The following is a 20,725-nucleotide window of genomic DNA, read 5'->3' as shown; positions in this document are numbered from 1 at the left end:
TATGGAAGAGAACGCCTGAACCGGCAAACTAGCTGCTGAAGATCGCTGGTGCCACCTGGCGCGGCTGGAACTGCCACCATAGCGCCAGCAGCGTGATCATACCGACGGTGCTGAGCAGCATCCACGGCAGCTCCGGCAGGGCCAGCTGCTGGCCCATATCGAACATCCAGCCGCCACCGGAGTAGCCAATCAGCCCGCCAATTGCCAGACCGAGCCGGCTGAACCCCATGTAGCTGCCGCGTGCCCGGGCGCTGGCCAGGGAGGCACTCAGGGTTTCACGCGCCGGTTCAGCGATGATCGATCCGAGATAGAAGACGGCGATCAGCAAAAACAGCGACGGCAGCGAATCGGTCATGCCAACCGGCAGCAGGCTGAAGGTCATCAGAAACAGTCCGGCCATCAGGCGTGTTTCCAGGCGGAAGCGCTTTTCACTCCAGCGCGCCAGCGGATAGAGCAGGCTGAGTGACAGCAGCGCTTCAATCGCGTACATCCACTTCACCGCCGCCGGTGCGCCCGCCACCTGATTGACCATGACCGGCAGCATCAGCATCACCTGCACGGCGAGAATGTAATAGCCGGTCAGGGTAAAGACATACAGGCGGAAACGGCGGTCGCGCCACACGCGCTGCATTCCCTCGCGCATGGCGATACGCTCCGTAGAGATGCGCCATGCTGGCAGCCACACGGCGTTAAAGATGGCGGCGACGACAAACACCGCCGCACCGACCCAGCACACCAGACGGAAATCCCACGCCAGCAGCCAGCTGCCAATCAGCGCGCCCAGCACCGCGCCGGCGCTGTCCTGCATCATCAGCAGCGAAAAGAAGCGTCCGCGCTCGCGTGCCCGCACCAGTTTCACCACCAGCGCGCTGCGTGGCGGATCGAACAGCGTGCCGCCCAGTCCGGACAGCAGGCAGGCCAGCCACAGCAGCCACGGCTGATGCGCCAGCGCCATACAGGCGAAACCAGCGGCACGCATCAGCATGCCGGTGACAATCAGCGGCCGCGCGCCAAAACGGTCAGCAATCGCCCCACCGAAGATACCAAGCCCCTGCTGCATCAGCTGACGCAGGCCGAGCGCAATGCCCACCAGCAGCGCGGCCCAGCCAAGCTGTTCCACAAAGTGAATGGAGATCAGGGGAAACACCACAAAGAATCCCATTACCACCAGCATGTTATCGACTAACAGAAACGTTTTTCCAAGGCGTCGTGCCCGCGCAACCCGTGACATGCTGAATCCTGAGCAAGTGAGAAGGAAAAGTGACCAGCTGGTCTATTTTCTGCCTGCTCCGGCGGGAAAAATAGCGTTTTCAGGATGATATTTTTTTATCCAGCCTGAAGAGAAATTAATCCTTAATCGGAATCAATTGCCGTGAGCGATGCGCGGGGTTTTACCGCAGCCGGGGTGACGGTTATAGTGAGAAGTAACGCCGCTGGCGTACATCTTTCTTTCGTTATGGATTTCAGGAGTCATGATGTTTGGCTATCGCTCTGCTGGCCCGCGCGTGCGGCTTACCACCGATCGTCTGGTGGTGCGTTTAGTACATGAACGCGATGCCTGGCGTCTGGCGGATTACTACGCCGAAAACCGCGCCTTTCTTAAACCCTGGGAACCGGTGCGCGATGAGAGCCACTGTTATCCTTCCGGCTGGCAGGCGCGCCTGGGTTTAATTGCCGACATGCATAAACAGGGCTCCGCGTTCTATTTTGTGCTGATGGACCCGGAAGAGCATGAAGTGCGCGGCGTCGCCAACTTCAGCAATGTGCTGCGCGGATCGTTTCATGCCTGCTATCTCGGCTACTCGCTGGGAGAGAAGTGGCAGGGGCAGGGCATGATGTTTGAGGCGCTGCAGGCGGCGATTCGCTATATGCAACGCCAGCAGCGCATTCATCGCATCATGGCCAACTATATGCCGCACAATCAGCGCAGTGGTGATTTGCTGGCGCGCCTCGGTTTTGAAAAAGAGGGCTACGCCAAAGACTATTTACTGATTGATGGCCGCTGGCAGGATCATGTGCTGACGGCGCTTACCTGGCGCGAATGGAACCCGGATCGTCGCGGACAATAATAAAAGGAACACGTAATGAAGATGGCTCTCTCCGCGCAGGCATTGCGCGTGATCGGCTGCCTGCTGGAGAAGCAGGTCACCACGCCGGATCAATATCCGTTATCCCTCAATGGCGTGGTCACCGCCTGTAATCAGAAATCTAACCGTGAGCCGGTAATGAACCTGAGCGAAAGCGAGGTGCAGGCTCAGCTCGATGAGCTGGTGAAAAAGCATCTGGTCACCGCTAACAGCGGTTTCGGTCAGCGTGTCAGCAAATATGAACAGCGTTTCTGCAACTCGGCGTTTGGCAATCTGCAGCTGAATGCCGCCGAAGTGGCGGTGCTGACGCTGCTGTTCCTGCGCGGCGTGCAGACGCCGGGCGAACTGCGTACCCGCAGTGGTCGTCTGCATGAGTTTCAGGACATGGCCGAGGTGGAACGCACGCTGGAGGGGCTGACAACGCGCGACGACGGCCCCATGGTGGTGCGTCTGGCGCGCGAGCCGGGCAAGCGTGAAAGCCGCTATATGCACCTGTTTGGCGGCGAGGTGGCGGACGAACTACCCGCCAGCCACACAGCGTCGCCTGAATCAGACGATCTGGCCGTGCGCGTTGCTCAGTTGGAAGCGCAGGTGGCGCGCCTTGATGCTCAGCTGCAGCAACTGCTGCAGCGGGAGGCGTGAAATGACGCTGCGTATTGGTGTGGTGGGGCTTGGCGGTATCGCGCAGAAAGCCTGGCTGCCGGTGCTGGCGCAGGCCAGCGGCTGGCAGCTGGTGGGCGCGTTCTCGCCCAGCCAGGCGCGGGCGCAGCCGGTCTGCGACAGTTACCGTATTCCTTATTTTAGTCAGCTGGATGCGCTGGCGGCGGCCAGCGATGCGGTGTTTGTACACAGCAGCACCGCCAGCCATTTTGAGGTAGTGCAGGCGCTGCTGCTGGCCGGTAAAGATGTTTGTGTCGATAAGCCGCTGGCCGAAACGCTGCAGCAGGCAGAGACGCTGGTGGCGCTGGCGGAAAAGCGCAAACGCAAACTGATGGTGGCCTTCAACCGGCGCTTTGCACCGCGCTACCAGCAGCTGAAAGCGCAGCTGCCGGGCGCGTCCTCGCTGCGCATTGAGAAACACCGGGCAGACAGCGTCGGCCCGCACGACCTGCGCTTTACCCTGCTGGATGACTATCTGCACGTGGTCGATACTGCGCTGTGGCTGGCCGGCGGCAAGCTCAGGCTGGAGCTCGGCCATATCGACACCCATGATGACGGCGCAATGCTCTACGGTGAGCACCATTTCTCAGCCGGATCGCTGCAAATTACCACCAGTATGCATCGCCGCGCGGGCACGCAGCGTGAAGTGGTCAGCGCCATCTGCGATGGGCGTTACATCGAAATTAATGAGATGCGCGACTGGCGTGAAGAGACGCTTAGTGGCCTGCGCAGTGATGTCCCGCCGGCGTGGCAAAGTCATCTGACCCAGCGTGGCTTCAGCGGTGCGGCACACCATTTTATCCAGTGCGTGGAAAATCAGACGATGCCTGAAACCAGCGGTGAACAGGCGCTGGCGGCGCAGCGTCTGGTGGAAAAACTGTGGCGCGACGCCGTACAGGAATAATCCCTTGTAACACTCAATGCTGGTCATTTCCCACCGCAGCAGTAGACTATCGCCGGACATCGCAGGATGTCCGCGCTAAGTTGCTCATTTATCCGACACTTTTCAGGATGCGCCACTCATTATGAATTTGCTGAAATCGCTGGCTGCGGTCAGTTCGATGACCCTGTTTTCCCGCGTGCTGGGCTTTGCCCGCGACGCCATTGTGGCGCGCGTTTTCGGGGCTGGCATGGCCACCGATGCCTTTTTCGTGGCGTTCAAACTGCCCAATCTGCTGCGCCGTATTTTCGCCGAAGGCGCCTTTTCACAGGCCTTCGTGCCAATTCTTGCCGAATATAAAAGCAAGCAGGGCGAAGACGCCACGCGGGTGTTTGTTGCCTATGTATCAGGCCTGCTGACGCTGGTGCTGGCAGTGGTGACAGTGCTGGGCATGGTCGCTGCGCCCTGGGTGATTGTGGTGACGGCGCCGGGTTTTGCCGATACAGCCGACAAGTTCGCCTTAACCAGTTCGCTGCTGCGCGTCACCTTTCCTTATATTCTGCTGATCTCGCTGGCGTCGCTGGCCGGGGCGATTCTTAATACCTGGAACCGCTTCTCCGTCCCGGCGTTCGCGCCCACGCTGCTGAATATCAGCATGATCGGCTTTGCGCTGTTTGCCGCGCCGCACTTCCATCCGCCGGTGATGGCGCTGGCGTGGGCAGTGGTCGTGGGCGGGCTGCTGCAGCTGTTTTATCAACTGCCGCACCTGAAAAAGATTGGCATGCTGGTACTGCCGCGCGTCAACCTGCGCGATGCCGGCGTGTGGCGGGTGATGCGCCAGATGGGCCCGGCGATTCTCGGCGTATCGGTGAGCCAGATCTCGCTGATCATCAATACCATTTTCGCCTCGTTTCTGGTCTCCGGCTCGGTGTCGTGGATGTACTACGCCGATCGTCTGATGGAGTTTCCCTCTGGCGTGCTGGGCGTGGCGCTCGGCACCATCCTGCTGCCGTCGCTGGCGAAGAGTTTTGCCAGCGGCAACCACGATGAATATTCCCGTCTGATGGACTGGGGCCTGCGTCTGTGCTTCCTGCTGGCGCTGCCGAGCGCGGTTGCGCTGGGCATTCTTTCCGGTCCGCTCACCGTGGCGCTGTTCCAGTACGGCAAATTTACCGCTTTTGATGCGGCGATGACCCAGCGCGCGCTGATTGCCTATTCGGTTGGGCTGATGGGGCTGATCGTGGTGAAAGTGCTGGCGCCGGGCTTTTATTCGCGGCAGGACATCAAAACGCCGGTAAAGATTGCTATCGCCACCTTGATCATGACGCAGCTGATGAACCTGGCGTTTATCGGCCCGCTGAAGCACGCCGGTCTGTCGCTGTCGATTGGTCTGGCTGCCTGCCTGAATGCGGCGCTGCTCTACTGGCAGCTGCGCAAACAGCAAATCTTTCAGCCGCAGCCGGGCTGGCACGCTTTCCTGCTGCGTCTGCTGGTCGCCGTCGCGGTGATGGCTGCTGCGCTGCTGGGCATTCTGCAGGTGATGCCGGCGTGGGAAGAGGGGCAGATGTGGTGGCGGTTACTGCGGCTGGCGGCGGTGTGCGCCATTGGCGGCGGCGCTTACTTCGTGATGCTCGGTTTACTGGGCTTCCGCCCGCGCGATTTTGCCCGCCGCACGGCGGTGTGAGCGCACAATAAAAAAGGGTCGCCCGGCGCGGGCGACCCTGATTCAGTGGACCTGCAGCGCGGCTGCGTTTAGCCTTTGCGGCTCAGCGTGGTCTGGCCTAAACCACGACCGTCCGGACCGTAGAACGACTGGGTCTGATGCGGTTTCAGCACCGACAGCGCCTGTTCGGTAAAGGTCATCTGATGCTGCAACAGCATGCCATTGTGCTGATTGGCGTCGCGCAGACGCTGGGTATGTTGCTGAATACTGTGCCAGCGGCGTGCGATATCACTGTGACCACGATAAGGCGCTTTGGTACCCAGCGACAGCTCGGTTTTGCGGCGCATCTCGTCCAGATAATTCAACGTCGTCAGCAGCGCGCTTTTATCTTCTGTAATGCGCTGCAGCAGGTTGCCATTAATCCGTCCGGCAGAAAGTTGCTGCTGCTCTTCATCCATCACGACGTTAAGCGAACTCAGCACATCCTGCATTTTATCTAAGGTGGTCAGCAGATTATCCATCGGGACTATTTACCCTCTAAAAACGCCCTGGTATCGGCGATCAGCGCATCGGCGATCTTACCGGTATCCATTTTCAATTCACCATTACGAATGGCGGTCTTCAGCTGCTCTACGCGCGCTGTGTTAATATCTTTGCTGCCCGGCTGCATCAGCTGCGCCTGAGCGGGACTCAGCGTCACTTCCGCACCATTCTGGCTGGTGCTGGTGGCCGGTGCGCTGTTCTGACGCACTTTTGCCTGGTTGTCGCTGCTGTCACGGGTTTGTACAGTGCTCACCGGTTTTAAAGGCTGCGTTCTGTCGATACTCATGGTGTGGCTCCTGTTAGGGTCAGTTGGGGATCAGCCAACTGAGTCAGCATAGGGTAATATCATTGTTGATATCTCTATCGGCAGAACAACAGCGTTCTTTAACGCTTTATAGCGATATCAGAATATTCCCATCCTCGCTGACACGACCGCTTACCACCTGGCCATTGCTCATGCGCACGCGCACCGTCTGCGCCGCGCTGGCGTTGTTTAACGCACGACCTTCACTGCTGGCATTAAAGCCGTTGCCGCTGGCAATTACCATCACATTCTGACCGGCTTTCACCCGCCACGGCTGGCGCAGCATGGTGGCCGTCACCGGCTGGCCTGGCGCAATGTCACGCAGGGCAATGGCGTCCGCCAGATTGCTGCTGCTGAGCAGCGCGCGCGCCGGCAGCGTATCCAGCCGGCCACTCTCCAGGCGGAAGTCACTGGCGCTGACGTTGCTGCCACGCGCCAGCTGACGATTGGCCACCAGATACTCGCCGGTCACCTGCACCTGCACCTGCAGATAGCGACGATTCTGGCCGCAGCTGGCGGCAATGCTCAGATTGCCCCACTGGCGACTGTTACCCGGCAGCAGCAGCTGCGGTGTGTCGCAGGCGGGCCACTGCGTCTGCGGCGTGCGGACCACCACCGTCATACCGGCGGCGTGCTGCGGATCGCGCGCCTGAAAGAACTGAGTCAGCTGCGCGCTGAGATCGGCGGCATAGCCGGGCGTCGCGAAGGCCAGCCACAGCAGGGCCAGCAGGGAAGAAGTTGTACGCATCAACGCCTCCTGTCGAAAAGATGGCACTGAGTCTACTCCGCGCACCAAAAATTCAAGGTGAAAAATAGCCACGATTTTTGCTGCTATTCAGACGATAGCCCTTGCTTTTGTCCCATTAAGCTGTCAGCTCGAAATTCTCATTCGCGGAGGAAGCATGCTCGACAAACTCGATGCCGCGCTGCGATTTGGTACAGAAGCATTAAACCTGCGGGCGCAGCGCCAGGAGATTCTGGCGTCTAACATTGCCAACGCCGATACCCCGGGCTACCAGGCGCGGGATATCGACTTTGCCAGCCAGCTGAGCAAGGTGATGCAGAACGGCCGTGCCGAAGGCAGCAGCCTGGCGCTCAATGTCACGTCATCACGTCACATTGAAGCGCAGACCAACTCACAGCCCGCACTGGATCTGCTGTACCGCATTCCCGATCAGCCTGCCGCGGATGGTAACACCGTGGATATGGATCGCGAGCGTACGCAGTTTGCGGATAACAGCCTGAAATACCAAACCGATCTCACCCTCATCAGTAGCCAGATCAAAGGCATGATGAGCGTTCTGCAGGGGCAATAATCATGGCATTGCTGAATATCTTTGATATCGCCGGTTCTGCGATGACCGCACAGTCACAGCGGCTCAACGTCAGCGCCAGTAACCTGGCCAACGCCGACAGCGTCACCGGGCCGGACGGCCAGCCGTACGTGGCGAAGCAGGTGATTTTCCAGACCGATGCCGCTCAGGGCGCGGCCACCGGCGGCGTCAAAGTGGCCGGTGTCGTGAACGACCCGACGCCCGCCAAACTGGTGTATGACCCGGGTAATCCGCTGGCTGACCAGAAAGGCTACGTCAAAATGCCTAACGTCGACGTGGTCGCCGAAACCGTTAACACCATGTCCGCGTCGCGCAGCTATCAGGCCAACGTCGAAGTGCTGAACACGGTGAAGTCAATGATGATGAAAACCCTCACCATGGGTCAGTAACGGAGACGCATTATGAGCCTTGCAGTAGGGATTAAAGACAACCTCGACCCCACGGTCCTCAGCTCCAGCAGCAGCACCGGCAGCGGCAACAGCGCGCAGGATCTGCAAAACCAGTTCCTGAACATGCTGGTGACGCAGCTGAAAAATCAGGACCCGACTAACCCAATGGACAACAGTCAGCTGACAACCCAGCTGACGCAGATCAACACCCTGAGCGGCATTGAAAAACTCAATACCACGCTGGGATCGATCTCCGGTCAGATCAGCACCAGCCAGTCGCTGCAGAGCTCAACGCTGATCGGCCATGGCGTGATGGTGAAGGGCAGCCAGGTGCTGGTCGGCAGCGGCACCAGCACGCCGTTTGGCGTGGAGCTGGGCACCGCGTCGACCGCCACCAGCGTCACCATCAAAGATGGCAACGGCAGCGTAGTGCGCTCCATCGATCTCGGCGGTCTCAGCGCCGGCGTTCACACCTTCTCGTGGGACGGCAAGATGGACGATGGCAGCGCCGCACCGGACGGCAAATATACGGTTTCACTCGCCGCCAGCAATGGCAGCACCCAACTGGTGGCACAGCCGCTGAACTACGCCTATGTCAACGGCGTCAGCACCGTGAATAACACCGCAAAACTGGATCTCGGCACCATGGGCTCCGCGACCCTCGATGAAATTCGTCAGATTCTCTGACTAACCTCTTAGCAGGAGAAATAGCATGTCATTTTCACAAGCGGTGAGCGGCCTGGGCGCTGCCTCCAGCAACCTCGACGTTATTGGTAACAACATCGCCAACTCGGCGACGGCCGGCTTTAAATCCAGCACCATCGCGTTTGCCGATATGTTCGCCGGTTCGAACGTGGGTATGGGTACCAAAGTCGCAGCGGTGATTCAGAACTTTAACGACGGTACCACCACCTCTACCAGCCGTGGGCTGGACGTGGCGCTGAGCGGCAACGGTTTCTTCCGTCTGACCGACGCCAGCGGCGGCGTGTTCTATTCGCGTAACGGCCAGTTCACGCTGGACGAAAACCGTAACCTGGTGAACACCCAGGGCCTGACCGTAACCGGCTATCCGGCTAACGGCACCCCGCCAACCATTCAGGCCGGTGCCAACCCGGTCGCGCTGAGCATTCCGACCACCCAGATGTCGGCACGTGCCACCACCACCGCCACCATGGTATCCAACCTGAACTCAACCGATGCGGTGCCAACCGGCGGTGCGTTCACGGCAACCAACGTGGATACTTACAACGCCAAAAGCACCGTGACCGTGTACGACTCGCAGGGTAACGACCACGCGCTGGATCTGTACTACGTCAAAACGGCCGACAACAACTGGACGGTGCACGCGATTGATTCCACCACCGGTCAGGCTGCCGGTAACTTCAACATGGTATTCGATACCAGCGGTAACCTGACCTCGGCCAGCACCGTGGCGCTGACCATTCAGGGTGCGAACGGTGCTGCGGCCAACCAGGCGGTCAGCCTCAGCGTGCTCGGCAGCCTGCAGCAGAACACCGGCAAAACCAACTTCGGTAACCCAACCCAGGATGGCTATGCACCGGGCGATCTGACCAGCTACACCATCAACGACGACGGCACCATCACCGGGACTTACTCCAACCAGAAAACCCAGCTGCTGGGTCAGATTGTGCTGGCGAGTTTCTCTAACCCGGAAGGGCTGAAGTCCGAAGGCGATAACGTCTGGTCGGCAACCAACTCCTCGGGCCAGGCGGCAGTCGGTCTGGCAGGCACCGGTACCTACGGCAACCTGACCTCCGGCGCGCTGGAAGCGTCCAACGTCGACCTGAGTAAAGAGCTGGTGAATATGATCGTTGCCCAGCGTAACTATCAGGCCAACAGCCAGACCATCAAAACGCAGGACCAGATTCTTAACACCCTGGTCAACCTTCGTTAATACGCTAACGGGATTGCTTTATGGATCACGCAATATATACCGCGATGGGCGCGGCCAGTCAGACGATGGAGCAACAGTCTGTCACCGCCAGCAACCTCGCCAACGCCTCGACGCCGGGCTTTCGCGCTCAGCTCAATGCGCTGCGCGCGGTGCCGGTCAACGGCTGGTCGCTGCCAACACGTACGCTGGTGGCCGCTTCGACGCCGGGTGCCGATATGTCGCAGGGCTCGCTCGATTACACCGAGCGTCCGCTCGATGTGGCGGTGCAGCAGGATGGCTGGCTGGCGGTGCGTACCGCTGACGGCAGCGAAGCTTATACCCGCAACGGTAACATGCAGATTAGCCCGACCGGCCAGCTGACCATTCAGGGCAATCCCGTGATGGGCGATGGCGGTCCGATTGCCGTACCGCAGGGCGCGCAACTGACCATCGCCGCCGACGGCTCCATCACCGCGCTTAACGCCGGTGACGCGCCGAACGCCACGGTGCAGCTCGGACGGCTGAAGCTGGTACGTGCCACAGGCCAGGAACTGACGCGCGGTGATGACGGCATGTTCCGTCCCAGCGCCGCCACTCAGGCACAGCGCGGCGCGGCGCTGCCGAATGACGCGACCGTGCAGGTGATGCCGGGCGTGCTGGAGGGCAGCAACGTGAAGCCCGTGGAAACCATGGTCGACATGATCGCCAACGCCCGACGTTTTGAGATGCAGATGAAAGTGATCTCCAACGTCGATGAAAACGAACAGCGGGCTAATCAGCTACTCAATATGAGCAGCTAAGGCTTAAGGAAAACACAATGATTCGTTCTTTATGGATCGCGAAAACCGGTCTTGACGCACAGCAGACCAACATGGACGTCATCGCCAACAACCTGGCGAACGTCAGCACCAACGGCTTTAAGCGTTCACGCGCGGTGTTCGAAGATCTGATGTACCAGACCCTGCGTCAGCCGGGTGCGCAGTCGTCAGAACAGACCACGCTGCCGTCGGGCCTGCAGATCGGTACCGGTGTGCGTCCGGTGACCACCGAACGTCTGCACAACCAGGGCAACCTGTCGCAGACCAGCAACTCAAAAGATGTGGCGATTAATGGTCAGGGCTATTTCCAGGTGCAGATGCCGGACGGTACGTCGGCGTATACCCGCGACGGCTCGTTCCAGGTGGATCAGAACGGCCAGCTGGTGACCAACGCCGGTTTCCCGGTGCAGCCAGGCATCACTATTCCGGCGAACGCCACCAGCATCACCATTGCGCGTGACGGCGTGGTGACGGTGACACAGCAGGGGCAGACGCAGCCGGCGCAGGTTGGCCAGCTGACGCTCAGCACCTTCATGAACGATGCCGGCCTGGATAGCGTCGGGGAAAACCTCTATCAGGAAACCCAGGCTTCTGGCGCACCAACCGAAAGCACGCCGGGCCAGAACGGGGCCGGTCTGCTGTATCAGGGTTACGTAGAAACCTCCAACGTCAACGTGGCGGAAGAGCTGGTGACCATGATCCAGACGCAGCGCGCTTATGAGATCAACAGCAAAGCGATCAGCACCTCCGATCAGATGCTGCAGAAGTTAACCCAGCTGTAATGCCGGGATCGTTGGGCCAGCGCGTCTGGCCCGATTAAGAACATGAAAAAGGTCAGAACTCCGTGGCGAAGCAAGTGATTCTCAAGCCTGGGCATTGGTTAGTAGCCACGCTGCTACTGACCCTTAACGGTTGTGCGCTGGTGCCGCGCACGCCACTGGTACAGGGCGCGACGACGGCTGAGCCGACGCCATCCGCACCGCCGGTGGTGAACGGTTCCATTTTTCAGGGCGTGGCGCCGCTCAACTACGGCTATCAGCCGCTGTTTGAGGATCGTCGTCCACGTAACATTGGTGACACCCTGACCATTACGCTGCAGGAAAACGTCAGCGCCAGCAAAAGCTCTTCAGCCAATGCCAGCCGCGACGGCAGCAACAGCTTTGGCCTGAGCGCCATCCCAACCGGCCTGGCCGGACTGGTGGGCGCCGGCGGCGAAAAAGCCGCGCTCGATGCCAACGGCAAAAACGATTTCGCTGGCAAAGGTGGCGCAACCGCCAACAACACCTTTACCGGCACCATCACCGTCACCGTTAACCAGGTGCTGTCGAACGGCAACCTGCGCGTGGTCGGCGAGAAACAGATTGAAATCAACCAGGGCACCGAATTTATTCGCTTCTCTGGCGTAGTGAACCCGCGCACTATCAGCGCCAGCAACGCGGTGCTATCAACGCAGGTCGCCGATGCACGTATTGAGTACGTCGGTAACGGTTATATCAATGAGGCGCAGACCATGGGCTGGTTCCAGCGCTTCTTCCTGAACGTCTCGCCGATGTAAGAGGTCATGATGAAAAACACTACACTGCTGCGTTTGGGCCTGGGCCTGTTGCTCGGCATCAGCAGCCTGATGGCGCAGGCCGATCGCATCCGCGATCTCACCAGCGTGCAGGGCGTACGCGATAACCAGCTGATTGGTTACGGTCTGGTGGTTGGCCTTGATGGCACCGGTGACCAGACCACCCAGACGCCGTTCACCACGCAAACGGTGAGTAACATGCTGTCGCAGCTGGGCATCACCGTGCCTGCCGGCACCAACATGCAGCTGAAAAACGTGGCGGCGGTGATGGTCACCGCCAAACTGCCGTCGTTTGCCCGTCAGGGACAGACGGTTGACGTGGTGGTGTCCTCACTGGGTAACGCCAAAAGCTTGCGCGGCGGTACGCTGCTGATGACGCCGCTGAAGGGCGTCGATAACCAGGTTTACGCGCTGGCGCAGGGTAACATTCTGGTCGGCGGGGCGGGTGCCTCGGCCGGCGGCAGCAGCGTGCAGGTTAACCAGCTCAACGGCGGCCGTATTACCGGTGGCGCCACCGTGGAGCGTGAGCTGCAGAGCAACTTCGGCAGCCAGAACACCATCAACCTGCAGCTTAACAACGAAGATTTCACCATGGCGCAGCGCATCGCCGATGCCATCAACAGCCGTGGCGTGGGGTCAGCGCTGCCGCTGGACGCCCGTACCGTGCAAATCCGCGTGTCGCCGAATAACAGCTCGCAGGTACGTCTGCTGGCGGAGATCCAGAACATCGACGTGTCGGTACCGCTGGAAGACGCCAAAGTGATCATCAACTCGCGCACCGGTTCGGTGGTGATGAATCGCGAAGTGACGCTCAATACCTGTGCGGTGGCGCAGGGCAACCTGTCGGTCACGGTTAATCAGCAGCAGAACGTCAGCCAGCCGGATACGCCGTTTGCCGGTGGTCAGACGGTTGCCACCACGCAAACGCAGATCGATCTGCGTCAGAGCGGTGGCGCGCTGCAGCGGGTTAACGCCAGTGCCAACCTGAACAACGTAGTGCGGGCGCTGAATGCGCTGGGTGCGACACCGATTGAGCTGATGTCGATTCTGCAATCGATGGAGAGCGCGGGCTGCCTGCGCGCGAAGCTGGAAATTATCTGATGACCGATACGCAATCGCTGATGAACGCGGCGTATGACAGCCGCTCGCTGAACGAACTGAAACGCCAGGCTGCCGTGGACCCGAAAGGCAAAGCGCTGCAGGTGGCGAAGCAGGTCGAAGGGATGTTCGTGCAGATGATGCTGAAAAGCATGCGTGAAGCGCTGCCGCAGGATGGCATGCTGAGCAACGATCAGACGCGGCTTTACACCTCGCTTTACGATCAGCAGATTGCGCAGGAAATCGGCAAGCGCGGGCTGGGTCTGGCCGACACCATTGTCAAACAGATGCAGCCGGCGCAGGCACCGGACGAAAGCGCCGGTACCGTGCCGATGAAACTGGATAACAGCTTCATCTATAGCAGCATGGCGCCCACGCAGCTGGAGCAGATGGTGCGCAAAGCGGTGCCGCGTCTGCCGGTCTCGCCGGCCAGCCTGCCGGGTGACAGCAATGAGTTTATCGCCCAGCTGGCGCAGCCGGCGAAAGTGGCCAGCCAGCAGAGCGGCATTCCTCACCATCTGATTCTGGCGCAGGCGGCACTGGAGTCCGGCTGGGGCCAGCGGCAGATCCTGACGCGCGACGGCAAGCCGAGCTACAACGTGTTCGGGATCAAAGCCAGCGGCGACTGGAAGGGCGAAACCACCGACATCATGACCACGGAATACGAGGGCGGTGAAGCGAAGAAAGTGCGCGCCACCTTCCGCGTTTATGGCTCCTATTTCGAAGCGCTCAGCGACTACGTCCGGTTGATTTCCAGTAACCCGCGCTATGCGGCAGTAGCGAACGCACCGAGCGCCGAGCAGGGGGCGCGCGCGCTGCAGGCAGCCGGCTACGCGACTGACCCGAAATATGCGCAGAAACTGGTAGGAATGATCCAGCAATTCAAAAACATGGGCGAAAAAGTGGTTAAGGCTTACAGCCAGGATTTCACCGACCTGTTCTGATTTTTCCGCTCAAGTTTCGCTTAAGCACGCCGATAACCTTCACATGCCGCGGGCGTTGTGGCCCGCGCAATCGCACTGATGACTGCCAGCCCGGTTAACGGGAAAAAGGAACCGAGATGTCCAGCATAATTAACTCCGCGATGAGCGGGCTGAGCGCCGCACAGGCCGCATTAAGCACCACCAGTAACAACATCAGTAATTACACCGTGGCCGGTTATTCGCGCCAGACGATTTTGCTGTCGCAGGCCAACAGCACGCTGCAGGGCAGCAACTATTATGGCAACGGCGTCAATGTGACCGGCGTGCAGCGTGAATACGATGAGTTTATTACCGCCCAGTTGCGCGGTAACAGCGCCAACTACAGCGCGGTCAATTCACAGTACAACCAGATTTCGAATATTGATGATCTGCTGTCGACTTCGACCACCAGCCTGTCTGACTCGATTCAGAGCTTTTTCACTAACGTGCAGAACGTGGTGAGTAACGCCGACGATCCTTCTGCGCGTCAGTCTATGCTGAGCTATGCGCAGGGACTGGTAAACCAGTTCCAGACCACCGCTCAGTATCTGACCAGCATGCAAAACAGCGTCAATACGGACATCAAAGCCAGCGTCGAGCAGATCAACACTTACTCCAGCCAGATTGCCGATCTCAATACGCAGATCGCCAAGCTGACCACCGGCGGCGGCTCTGCGCCTAACGATCTGCTCGATCAGCGCGATCAGCTGGTCAATAACCTGAATGGCCTGGTCGGCGTGAACGTTTCGCAGCAGGACGGTAACTACATCGTCTCGATGGGCAACACCACGCTGGTCAACGGCAGCAAAACCACCTCGCTGATCGCCATGCCTTCCAGCAGCGATGCGTCGCGCATTACCGTGGGCTATGTCGATAAGCAGGCCGGTAACGTTGAGATCCCGGAAAAAACGCTGACCACCGGTTCGCTCGGGGGCCTGCTGGCGTTCCGTACCCAGGATCTGGATAACGCGCAGAACCAGCTCGGGCAGCTGGCAGCGGCATTCACCACCAGCTTCAACCAGGTGCACAGCCAGGGCTATGACAGCAAAGGCAACACCGGCATCAACTTCTTCAATATTGGTAGCCCGACAGTGGTGACCAACAGCAAAAACACCTCTGCCGCTACCGTCAGTGCCAGCTGGACCGACACCGGGGCGATGAAAGCCTCTAACTACAGCGTGAGCTATGACGGCAGCAACTGGTCGGTGACGCGTCTTTCCGACAACGTGAAAGTGACGCCGACCATGGGCAGTGACGGTGCCGGCAATACCACCATGAGCTTTGACGGACTGTCATTAACGGTAAATGGAACGGCTAACGCCAAAGACAGCTTCCTGGTCAAACCGGTGCAGGATGTGATTAGCGGCATGTCAGTGGCTATCACCAGTGAATCGCAGATCGCGGCAGCTTCGGCTGCGGGTGGCGCCAGCGATAACCGTAACGCGCAAAAGCTGCTTGACCTGCAGGATGCCAAACTGATTAACGGTAACGCCACGCTGGCGCAGGGTTATGCCAGCCTGGTGAGCACCGTCGGCAACAAAACCAAAAACCTCGAAACCGCCGCCACCACCCAGAAGGGCGTGGTGACGCAGCTGACCGAACGTCAGCAGTCGGTTTCTGGCGTAAACCTCGACGAAGAGTACGCCAACCTGAGCAAATATCAGCAATTTTACATGGCGAACGCGCAGGTACTGCAAACCGCCAATACCATTTTCGATGCTCTGATGAGCATTCGCGGTTAATACGGGAGGCCTGACCGATGAGACTCAGTACCAATATGATTTTCGACCAGCAGGTGCGCGGCGTCACTGACGCGCAATCCTCCTGGCTGAAAGCGGGTGAACAACTGTCAACCGGTCGCCGCGTGACCAATCCGTCTGACGATCCGATCGCCGCTTCGCGCGCCGTAGTGCTGTCGCAGACGCAGGCGCGCGACAGCCAGTTCGCGCTGGCGCGTTCGTTCGCGAATCAGGGACTGTCGCTGGAAGAGAGCACGCTGAGTGATGTCACGACGGCGATTCAGTCGGCGCAATCCACGCTGATCAGCGCCGGTAACGGCTCGCTGAGTGACGATGACCGCGCGTCTTATGCTACCCAGCTGGAGGGCATTCGCTCGCAGCTGCTCAACCTGGCCAACAGCAAAGACGGCAACGGCCGCTACCTGTTTGCCGGCTATGCGTCCGACAAGCCGCCGTTCACCGAAGATGCCAGCGGTAAAATCATCTATAGCGGTGGCGGCGACGCGATCACCCAGAAAGTCGACAGCGAACGCACTATGACGGTGGGCCATACCGGTAATTCAATTTTTGACCAGCTGACCAGCAACGCCAAGCCGGAGCCGGATGGCAGCCCCAGCCAGACTAACCTGTTCGATATGCTGGATGACGCCATTGCGGCGCTGAAAGTGCCGCAGAATGACGCTGACGATGCCACTAAACAGACCTTCAGCGCGGCGATGGACAAGGCCAACCGTGGCTTCAGCAACTCGCTGAACAACGTGCTGGCGGTGCGTTCTGAGATTGGTACCCAGCTGGACGAACTGGATACGCTGGATGCAAAAGGTGACGACCGCAAGGTGACGCTGAAAGATCAGATGAGCACGCTGGTTAACGTCGATTACACCGAAGCCATTTCTACCTACACCATGCAGCAGCAGCTGCTGCAGGCGTCGTACACCACCTTCAGCGATATGTCGAAGATGTCGCTGTTCCAGATGAATAAATAAACCTGACTGTTTGAGCGTACTTAAACCGGGTACGCTTAGTTTTTCCCACTGCCTGCGAGGGCCGTGGGATTTTTTTTGGCGTTTAATCAGGGTGTTCAGTCAGGTGGGGAGGGGAGAATGCGGGCAATAAAAAACCCCGGACCAGCCGGGGTTTGGAGACGGTAGTGCTCTACAGCAGAGACTTACGCGCTTTCCGGACGGGTAGCCGGTGCGGTAGCCTGATGCGTGGCGCTGTGACCACCGGCTGAACCGCGTCCTTCGAAGTTGAAGGCCGGACGGACCCAGTCACTGTGGCGCACGGGCTCAGGTTCCCATGCCGGTGCCGGTGCTTTGGTCATCGGCGCCGTAGCGTGATGCTTAAAGCGGGTCTCAGCATGGCTGACACCGGTATCACGGGCGGCAACCGGTGCGTGCGGTTCGGTGACCGGCGCGACAGGTGCTTCGGCCGCGACCGGCGCGGACAGCACTTCTTCTACCTGCGCTTCGATTGCGGGTGCCACCTCGATTGGAGCCTGTTCCGCTGCGCTAACCGCTTCGGTAACCACTGGCTGCGTCTCTTCGGCAGGCGTAACAGCCGGTTGCGCTTCTGCTGCGGTTTCCTGTGCAACCGCTTCATCGGCTGCGGAAATCACTGCTGGCTGGTGATCAACCGGTGCCGCCACTGGCGTCAGGTCATCAGTATTCACCACCGGCACCTCAGTGTGCGCCTGCGGTTCAGCCTGATGCACCACTTCTGGCGCTGGCGTTTCGGGCTGTGCCACGGCAGCGGCTTCAACAGCCACAGGCAGTTCTTCCGCCGGCGCGGCATCCTGATAGCCATAGTCTGGCATTTCGTTCAGCGCCTGGTTAGAAGTGAAGTGCTCGTGAGTCTGCGTGACCGGATAGGTGATCCACACTTTGCCTGACGCCATCTCTGGTGAGGCAGCTGCTGTTTCCAGCGGCATCGCAGACTGCGTAGGGTAACGCTCGTCACGATAGCGACGACGACGCTGACCGCTGACGCGCAGATGACGCGGTGAGCGACGTGAACGGCGCGGCATGTTGGCCCCGTCACGGTTCTCGCTGTCATCCTGCTCATCCTGAGCGGTTTCAGCTTGCTCTTTCAGCTGGGCGCGCTGGCTGTTTTCCTGCACCGCTTCAGTAACGGCAGCGGCAGGCAGCTCAGCAGGGATCGCGTCAGCGTTGTCATCTACGCGCACGCGCTGACTGAGCTGGCGCTGTTTGCGACGCGGCATAACCTGAACGCGTTCGTCTTCTTGCGCAACGCTGTCATCAACGCTATCAACAACAGGCACCTGCTCAGCAACTTGCGGTTCCTGCTGCGCACGCTTCTCTTCCTGACGACGACGCTGGCGCTCAGCACGCTGTTCGCGACGCTGTTGCTGCTGCTCATCACGCTGCTGCAGTTGCTCTTCAGTCAGCGCCGGACGCTCGCCGCGCGCGTCATTCTGACGCTTGTTACGGCGGTTATCCTGATCGCGTGGCTCGCGGGCTTCACGAGGCTCACGGGGTTCACGCGGCTCGCGCGCTTCACGTGGCTCACGGCCTTCACGGTTCTGCGCATGCTCACCGTTACGCGGCGTGCGCTCGCGGCGATTGTTGTTGCGACGGTTGTTACGACGCTCACCACGCTGCTGCGTATTCTCACCGTCAGCCGTTTTCGCTTCGGTCTTCTCTTCAGCAGGGGCCGCGGCGGGGGCATCACCAGCAAACAGTTTTTTCAGGCCACCCAGCAGGCGCGCAACAAAACCGGTGCTGACCGCCGCGGGTGCTGCGACCGCCGGTTTGGTTTTGACGTCAACCGCTGCCGGCTGGCTCTGTTCGCTCACTTCAACCGGAGCCGGTGGTGCATCCGGCATCACGAAGGCGGCCAGTGCTGGCTGCTCCGGACGACGACGCTCAGCGTGCTCTTCTTCCGAAGGCAGCGCCATCTCAGCTTCATGCAGTTTCGGCAGGTGATAGGAGAGGGTCTGCGTCTCTTCACCTTTGCGCACGCGCAGCACCGAGTAGTGCGGCGTTTCCATCTGATCGTTTGGCACGATGATGGCACGCACGCCGCCCTGACGTTTCTCAATCGCACTGACCGCTTCACGTTTTTCGTTCAGCAGGTATGAGGCCACCTGAACCGGCACAATGGCGTGCACTTCTTTGGTGTTGTCTTTCAGCGCTTCTTCTTCAATCAGACGCAGGATCGACAGCGACAGCGATTCGTTATCACGAATGGTGCCGGTGCCGCTACAGCGCGGGCAGACGTGATGGCTGGACTCACCCAGTGACGGGCTGAGGCGCTGACGCGACATCTCCAGCAGACCAAAGCGTGAAATATGGCTGATCTGGATACGCGCCCGATCCTGACGTACCGCTTCACGCAGACGGTTTTCCACGGCGCGCTGATGGCGCACAGGCGTCATATCGATGAAGTCGATAACAATCAGACCACCGAGGTCGCGCAGACGCAGCTGACGGGCAATCTCGTCGGCGGCTTCCAGGTTAGTGTTGAAGGCGGTCTCTTCGATATCGCCACCGCGTGTCGCGCGGGCGGAGTTGATATCGATGGCGGTCAGTGCTTCGGTGCTGTCGATAACAATAGAACCGCCGGACGGCAGACGCACTTCGCGCTGGAACGCCGATTCAATCTGCGATTCGATCTGGTAATGGCTGAACAGCGGAATTTCACCGGTGTACAGTTTGATTTTGCTGCTGAAGTCCGGACGGCCGAGCGCGGCGATGTGCTGACGCGCCAGCTCCAGCACTTTGGGGTTATCGATAAGGATTTCACCGATATCCTGGCGCAGGTAGTCGCGGAAGGCGCGCACAATCACGTTACTTTCCTGATGAATCAGGAACGGTGCCGGGCGGCTGTCTGCGGCTTTTTTGATGGCTTCCCAGTGCTTCAGACGGAAGCTGAGGTCCCACTGCAGCGATTCGGCAGATTTGCCAACGCCAGCGGTACGCACGATCAGGCCCATGCCGTCCGGCAGCTCCAGCGCTGACAGCGCCTCTTTCAGCTCGGTACGGTCGTCACCTTCGATACGGCGGGAAATGCCGCCGGCGCGCGGGTTGTTGGGCATCAGCACCAGATAGCTACCGGCCAGCGAAATAAAGGTGGTCAGTGCTGCCCCTTTATTACCGCGCTCCTCTTTATCGATTTGTACGATCACTTCCTGGCCTTCACGCAGCACATCTTTGATGTTCGGACGGCCATGCGCGTTGTAATTAGCAGGGAAGTATTCGCGGGAAATTTCTTTCAGAGGGAGGAAACCGTGACGCTCGGCACCGTAATCAACAAACGCAGCTTCGAGGCTGGGTTCAATACGGGTGATTTTACCTTTGTAGATGTTGGCTTTTTTCTGCTCGTGTCCGGGGCTTTCGATATCCAGATCGTACAGACGTTGTCCGTCAACAAGGGCAACGCGCAACTCCTCCTGCTGAGTTGCGTTGATTAACATTCTTTTCATCGTGACTTACTCGTTATTCTCACATGAGTGATAAAGCTGCGGGCATCGTTACCCTGGACGAGAATCAACCGATGGCCCCGTGTCTGCATGCACTGACGTCAACCTCACGGTTGTCGGCGGCTAAAGGGGCGCAAATCTTGTCGGTGGCCTGTTTTTCATAAGGAAAACCAGCGCCTGAAGGTGGAAGTGCTACAGAGTATTCAAAAATCCACACATCCCAGTCTGTCGTCCAGGCCGCAACCCGCAGCCCGCTAAGTGCCTGATTAAACATCACGTCTTACGCCATTGCTGCGTGTCCGTTTCATCCGGCAAAATACCTTAATTTCGCTCTTTTTCC

At 59.4% G+C, this 20,725-nt stretch carries 20 protein-coding genes; 15 read left to right on the top strand and 5 right to left on the bottom strand.

From position 1 onward, the window contains the following. Window positions 1-28: 28 nt before the first annotated feature. Window positions 29-1,231 (bottom strand): multidrug efflux MFS transporter MdtH, encoded by a 1,203-nt coding sequence (gene mdtH, locus H7K56_RS03270; RefSeq protein ID WP_150360963.1) that lies wholly within the window; start codon window positions 1,229-1,231, stop codon window positions 29-31. A 244-nt stretch (window positions 1,232-1,475) separates the two neighbouring features. Between mdtH and rimJ the strand changes: the two genes are divergently transcribed. From rimJ to murJ, 4 genes are all read left to right on the top strand, one after another. Then, window positions 1,476-2,069, top strand: a complete 594-nt coding sequence (gene rimJ / locus H7K56_RS03265) for a ribosomal protein S5-alanine N-acetyltransferase (protein ID WP_021506430.1) — start codon at window positions 1,476-1,478, stop codon at window positions 2,067-2,069. A 15-nt stretch (window positions 2,070-2,084) separates the two neighbouring features. Then, complete coding sequence (locus H7K56_RS03260; protein WP_150360962.1) at window positions 2,085-2,729, top strand: DUF480 domain-containing protein; 645 nt, start codon at window positions 2,085-2,087, stop codon at window positions 2,727-2,729. Window position 2,730: 1 nt separating this feature from the next. Then, a complete protein-coding gene (locus H7K56_RS03255; protein WP_058775418.1) occupies window positions 2,731-3,651 on the top strand; it encodes a Gfo/Idh/MocA family protein in 921 nt (306 codons plus the stop codon). A 121-nt stretch (window positions 3,652-3,772) separates the two neighbouring features. After that, the gene (murJ, locus tag H7K56_RS03250) at window positions 3,773-5,311 is read left to right on the top strand and encodes a murein biosynthesis integral membrane protein MurJ (protein ID WP_150360961.1); all 1,539 of its coding nucleotides are present in this window, start codon (window positions 3,773-3,775) and stop codon (window positions 5,309-5,311) included. A gap of 68 nt (window positions 5,312-5,379) precedes the next feature. Here the strand turns inward: murJ and flgN are convergent, their stop codons facing one another. The 3 genes from flgN to flgA all read right to left on the bottom strand — a co-directional run bounded on the left by flgN (window position 5,380) and on the right by flgA (window position 6,885). Continuing rightward, a complete protein-coding gene (flgN, locus tag H7K56_RS03245) occupies window positions 5,380-5,811 on the bottom strand; it encodes a flagellar export chaperone FlgN (RefSeq protein ID WP_058769621.1) in 432 nt (143 codons plus the stop codon). A 5-nt stretch (window positions 5,812-5,816) separates the two neighbouring features. After that, on the bottom strand, window positions 5,817-6,119 hold the full coding sequence (gene flgM / locus H7K56_RS03240; RefSeq protein ID WP_104186892.1) for a flagellar biosynthesis anti-sigma factor FlgM: 303 nt from the start codon (window positions 6,117-6,119) through the stop codon (window positions 5,817-5,819). Window positions 6,120-6,225: 106 nt separating this feature from the next. After that, window positions 6,226-6,885, bottom strand: a complete 660-nt coding sequence (gene flgA, locus H7K56_RS03235) for a flagellar basal body P-ring formation chaperone FlgA (protein WP_021506424.1) — start codon at window positions 6,883-6,885, stop codon at window positions 6,226-6,228. A gap of 154 nt (window positions 6,886-7,039) precedes the next feature. On the opposite strand from flgA, the gene flgB reads away from it, so the two are divergent. The 11 genes from flgB to flgL all read left to right on the top strand — a co-directional run bounded on the left by flgB (window position 7,040) and on the right by flgL (window position 16,930). Beyond that, window positions 7,040-7,453 carry a flagellar basal body rod protein FlgB gene (gene flgB, locus H7K56_RS03230; protein ID WP_021506423.1) on the top strand — a complete coding sequence of 138 codons (414 nt, stop codon included), beginning with the start codon at window positions 7,040-7,042 and terminating at the stop codon, window positions 7,451-7,453. Between the two features lie 2 nt (window positions 7,454-7,455). Beyond that, window positions 7,456-7,860: a flagellar basal body rod protein FlgC gene (flgC, locus tag H7K56_RS03225; RefSeq protein ID WP_021506422.1), complete on the top strand. Its 405-nt coding sequence runs from the start codon at window positions 7,456-7,458 to the stop codon at window positions 7,858-7,860. A 12-nt stretch (window positions 7,861-7,872) separates the two neighbouring features. Next, the gene (gene flgD / locus H7K56_RS03220) at window positions 7,873-8,547 is read left to right on the top strand and encodes a flagellar hook assembly protein FlgD (protein ID WP_021506421.1); all 675 of its coding nucleotides are present in this window, start codon (window positions 7,873-7,875) and stop codon (window positions 8,545-8,547) included. A 25-nt stretch (window positions 8,548-8,572) separates the two neighbouring features. Further along, window positions 8,573-9,775, top strand: a complete 1,203-nt coding sequence (gene flgE / locus H7K56_RS03215; protein ID WP_021506420.1) for a flagellar hook protein FlgE — start codon at window positions 8,573-8,575, stop codon at window positions 9,773-9,775. A 20-nt stretch (window positions 9,776-9,795) separates the two neighbouring features. Then, window positions 9,796-10,554, top strand: a complete 759-nt coding sequence (locus H7K56_RS03210) for a flagellar basal-body rod protein FlgF (RefSeq protein WP_058759464.1) — start codon at window positions 9,796-9,798, stop codon at window positions 10,552-10,554. 17 nt (window positions 10,555-10,571) lie between these two features. Next, window positions 10,572-11,354, top strand: a complete 783-nt coding sequence (gene flgG / locus H7K56_RS03205; protein WP_021506418.1) for a flagellar basal-body rod protein FlgG — start codon at window positions 10,572-10,574, stop codon at window positions 11,352-11,354. Between the two features lie 62 nt (window positions 11,355-11,416). After that, window positions 11,417-12,127 carry a flagellar basal body L-ring protein FlgH gene (locus H7K56_RS03200; RefSeq protein WP_021506417.1) on the top strand — a complete coding sequence of 237 codons (711 nt, stop codon included), beginning with the start codon at window positions 11,417-11,419 and terminating at the stop codon, window positions 12,125-12,127. A 69-nt stretch (window positions 12,128-12,196) separates the two neighbouring features. Next, the gene (locus tag H7K56_RS03195) at window positions 12,197-13,246 is read left to right on the top strand and encodes a flagellar basal body P-ring protein FlgI (protein WP_230201060.1); all 1,050 of its coding nucleotides are present in this window, start codon (window positions 12,197-12,199) and stop codon (window positions 13,244-13,246) included. Beyond that, window positions 13,246-14,187, top strand: a complete 942-nt coding sequence (flgJ, locus tag H7K56_RS03190) for a flagellar assembly peptidoglycan hydrolase FlgJ (protein ID WP_021506415.1) — start codon at window positions 13,246-13,248, stop codon at window positions 14,185-14,187. Before H7K56_RS03195 ends, flgJ begins: the two co-directional genes overlap by 1 nt. Before the next feature lie 116 nt (window positions 14,188-14,303). Next, window positions 14,304-15,947, top strand: coding sequence for a flagellar hook-associated protein FlgK (gene flgK, locus H7K56_RS03185; protein ID WP_021506414.1), 1,644 nt, complete (start codon window positions 14,304-14,306; stop codon window positions 15,945-15,947). 17 nt (window positions 15,948-15,964) lie between these two features. Then, window positions 15,965-16,930 (top strand): flagellar hook-associated protein FlgL, encoded by a 966-nt coding sequence (gene flgL / locus H7K56_RS03180; RefSeq protein WP_150360960.1) that lies wholly within the window; start codon window positions 15,965-15,967, stop codon window positions 16,928-16,930. A 182-nt stretch (window positions 16,931-17,112) separates the two neighbouring features. Here the strand turns inward: flgL and rne are convergent, their stop codons facing one another. After that, window positions 17,113-20,388 carry a ribonuclease E gene (gene rne, locus H7K56_RS03175; RefSeq protein ID WP_150360959.1) on the bottom strand — a complete coding sequence of 1,092 codons (3,276 nt, stop codon included), beginning with the start codon at window positions 20,386-20,388 and terminating at the stop codon, window positions 17,113-17,115. Window positions 20,389-20,725 lie beyond the last annotated feature (337 nt).

The organism is Pantoea dispersa, from assembly GCF_014155765.1.
Lineage (GTDB): Bacteria > Pseudomonadota > Gammaproteobacteria > Enterobacterales > Enterobacteriaceae > Pantoea > Pantoea dispersa.
Note: the sequence above shows the minus strand (reverse complement) of the source record. Positions and strands in the feature narration are given on the sequence as shown.

Bases quoted from the DNA above. Each gene is read 5' to 3' on its own strand.
- mdtH (WP_150360963.1), bottom strand. From the start codon at position 1,231: ATGTCACGGGTTGCGCGGGCACGACGCCTTGGAAAAACGTTTCTGTTA.
- flgK (WP_021506414.1), top strand. From the start codon at position 14,304: ATGTCCAGCATAATTAACTCCGCGATGAGCGGGCTGAGCGCCGCACAG.
- H7K56_RS03255 (WP_058775418.1), top strand. From the start codon at position 2,731: ATGACGCTGCGTATTGGTGTGGTGGGGCTTGGCGGTATCGCGCAGAAA.
- H7K56_RS03210 (WP_058759464.1), top strand. From the start codon at position 9,796: ATGGATCACGCAATATATACCGCGATGGGCGCGGCCAGTCAGACGATG.
- flgG (WP_021506418.1), top strand. From the start codon at position 10,572: ATGATTCGTTCTTTATGGATCGCGAAAACCGGTCTTGACGCACAGCAG.
- rimJ (WP_021506430.1), top strand. From the start codon at position 1,476: ATGTTTGGCTATCGCTCTGCTGGCCCGCGCGTGCGGCTTACCACCGAT.
- flgL (WP_150360960.1), top strand. From the start codon at position 15,965: ATGAGACTCAGTACCAATATGATTTTCGACCAGCAGGTGCGCGGCGTC.
- flgN (WP_058769621.1), bottom strand. From the start codon at position 5,811: ATGGATAATCTGCTGACCACCTTAGATAAAATGCAGGATGTGCTGAGT.
- H7K56_RS03195 (WP_230201060.1), top strand. From the start codon at position 12,197: ATGGCGCAGGCCGATCGCATCCGCGATCTCACCAGCGTGCAGGGCGTA.
- flgC (WP_021506422.1), top strand. From the start codon at position 7,456: ATGGCATTGCTGAATATCTTTGATATCGCCGGTTCTGCGATGACCGCA.
- murJ (WP_150360961.1), top strand. From the start codon at position 3,773: ATGAATTTGCTGAAATCGCTGGCTGCGGTCAGTTCGATGACCCTGTTT.
- flgD (WP_021506421.1), top strand. From the start codon at position 7,873: ATGAGCCTTGCAGTAGGGATTAAAGACAACCTCGACCCCACGGTCCTC.
- flgA (WP_021506424.1), bottom strand. From the start codon at position 6,885: ATGCGTACAACTTCTTCCCTGCTGGCCCTGCTGTGGCTGGCCTTCGCG.
- H7K56_RS03260 (WP_150360962.1), top strand. From the start codon at position 2,085: ATGAAGATGGCTCTCTCCGCGCAGGCATTGCGCGTGATCGGCTGCCTG.
- flgM (WP_104186892.1), bottom strand. From the start codon at position 6,119: ATGAGTATCGACAGAACGCAGCCTTTAAAACCGGTGAGCACTGTACAA.
- flgJ (WP_021506415.1), top strand. From the start codon at position 13,246: ATGACCGATACGCAATCGCTGATGAACGCGGCGTATGACAGCCGCTCG.
- flgB (WP_021506423.1), top strand. From the start codon at position 7,040: ATGCTCGACAAACTCGATGCCGCGCTGCGATTTGGTACAGAAGCATTA.
- flgE (WP_021506420.1), top strand. From the start codon at position 8,573: ATGTCATTTTCACAAGCGGTGAGCGGCCTGGGCGCTGCCTCCAGCAAC.
- rne (WP_150360959.1), bottom strand. From the start codon at position 20,388: ATGAAAAGAATGTTAATCAACGCAACTCAGCAGGAGGAGTTGCGCGTT.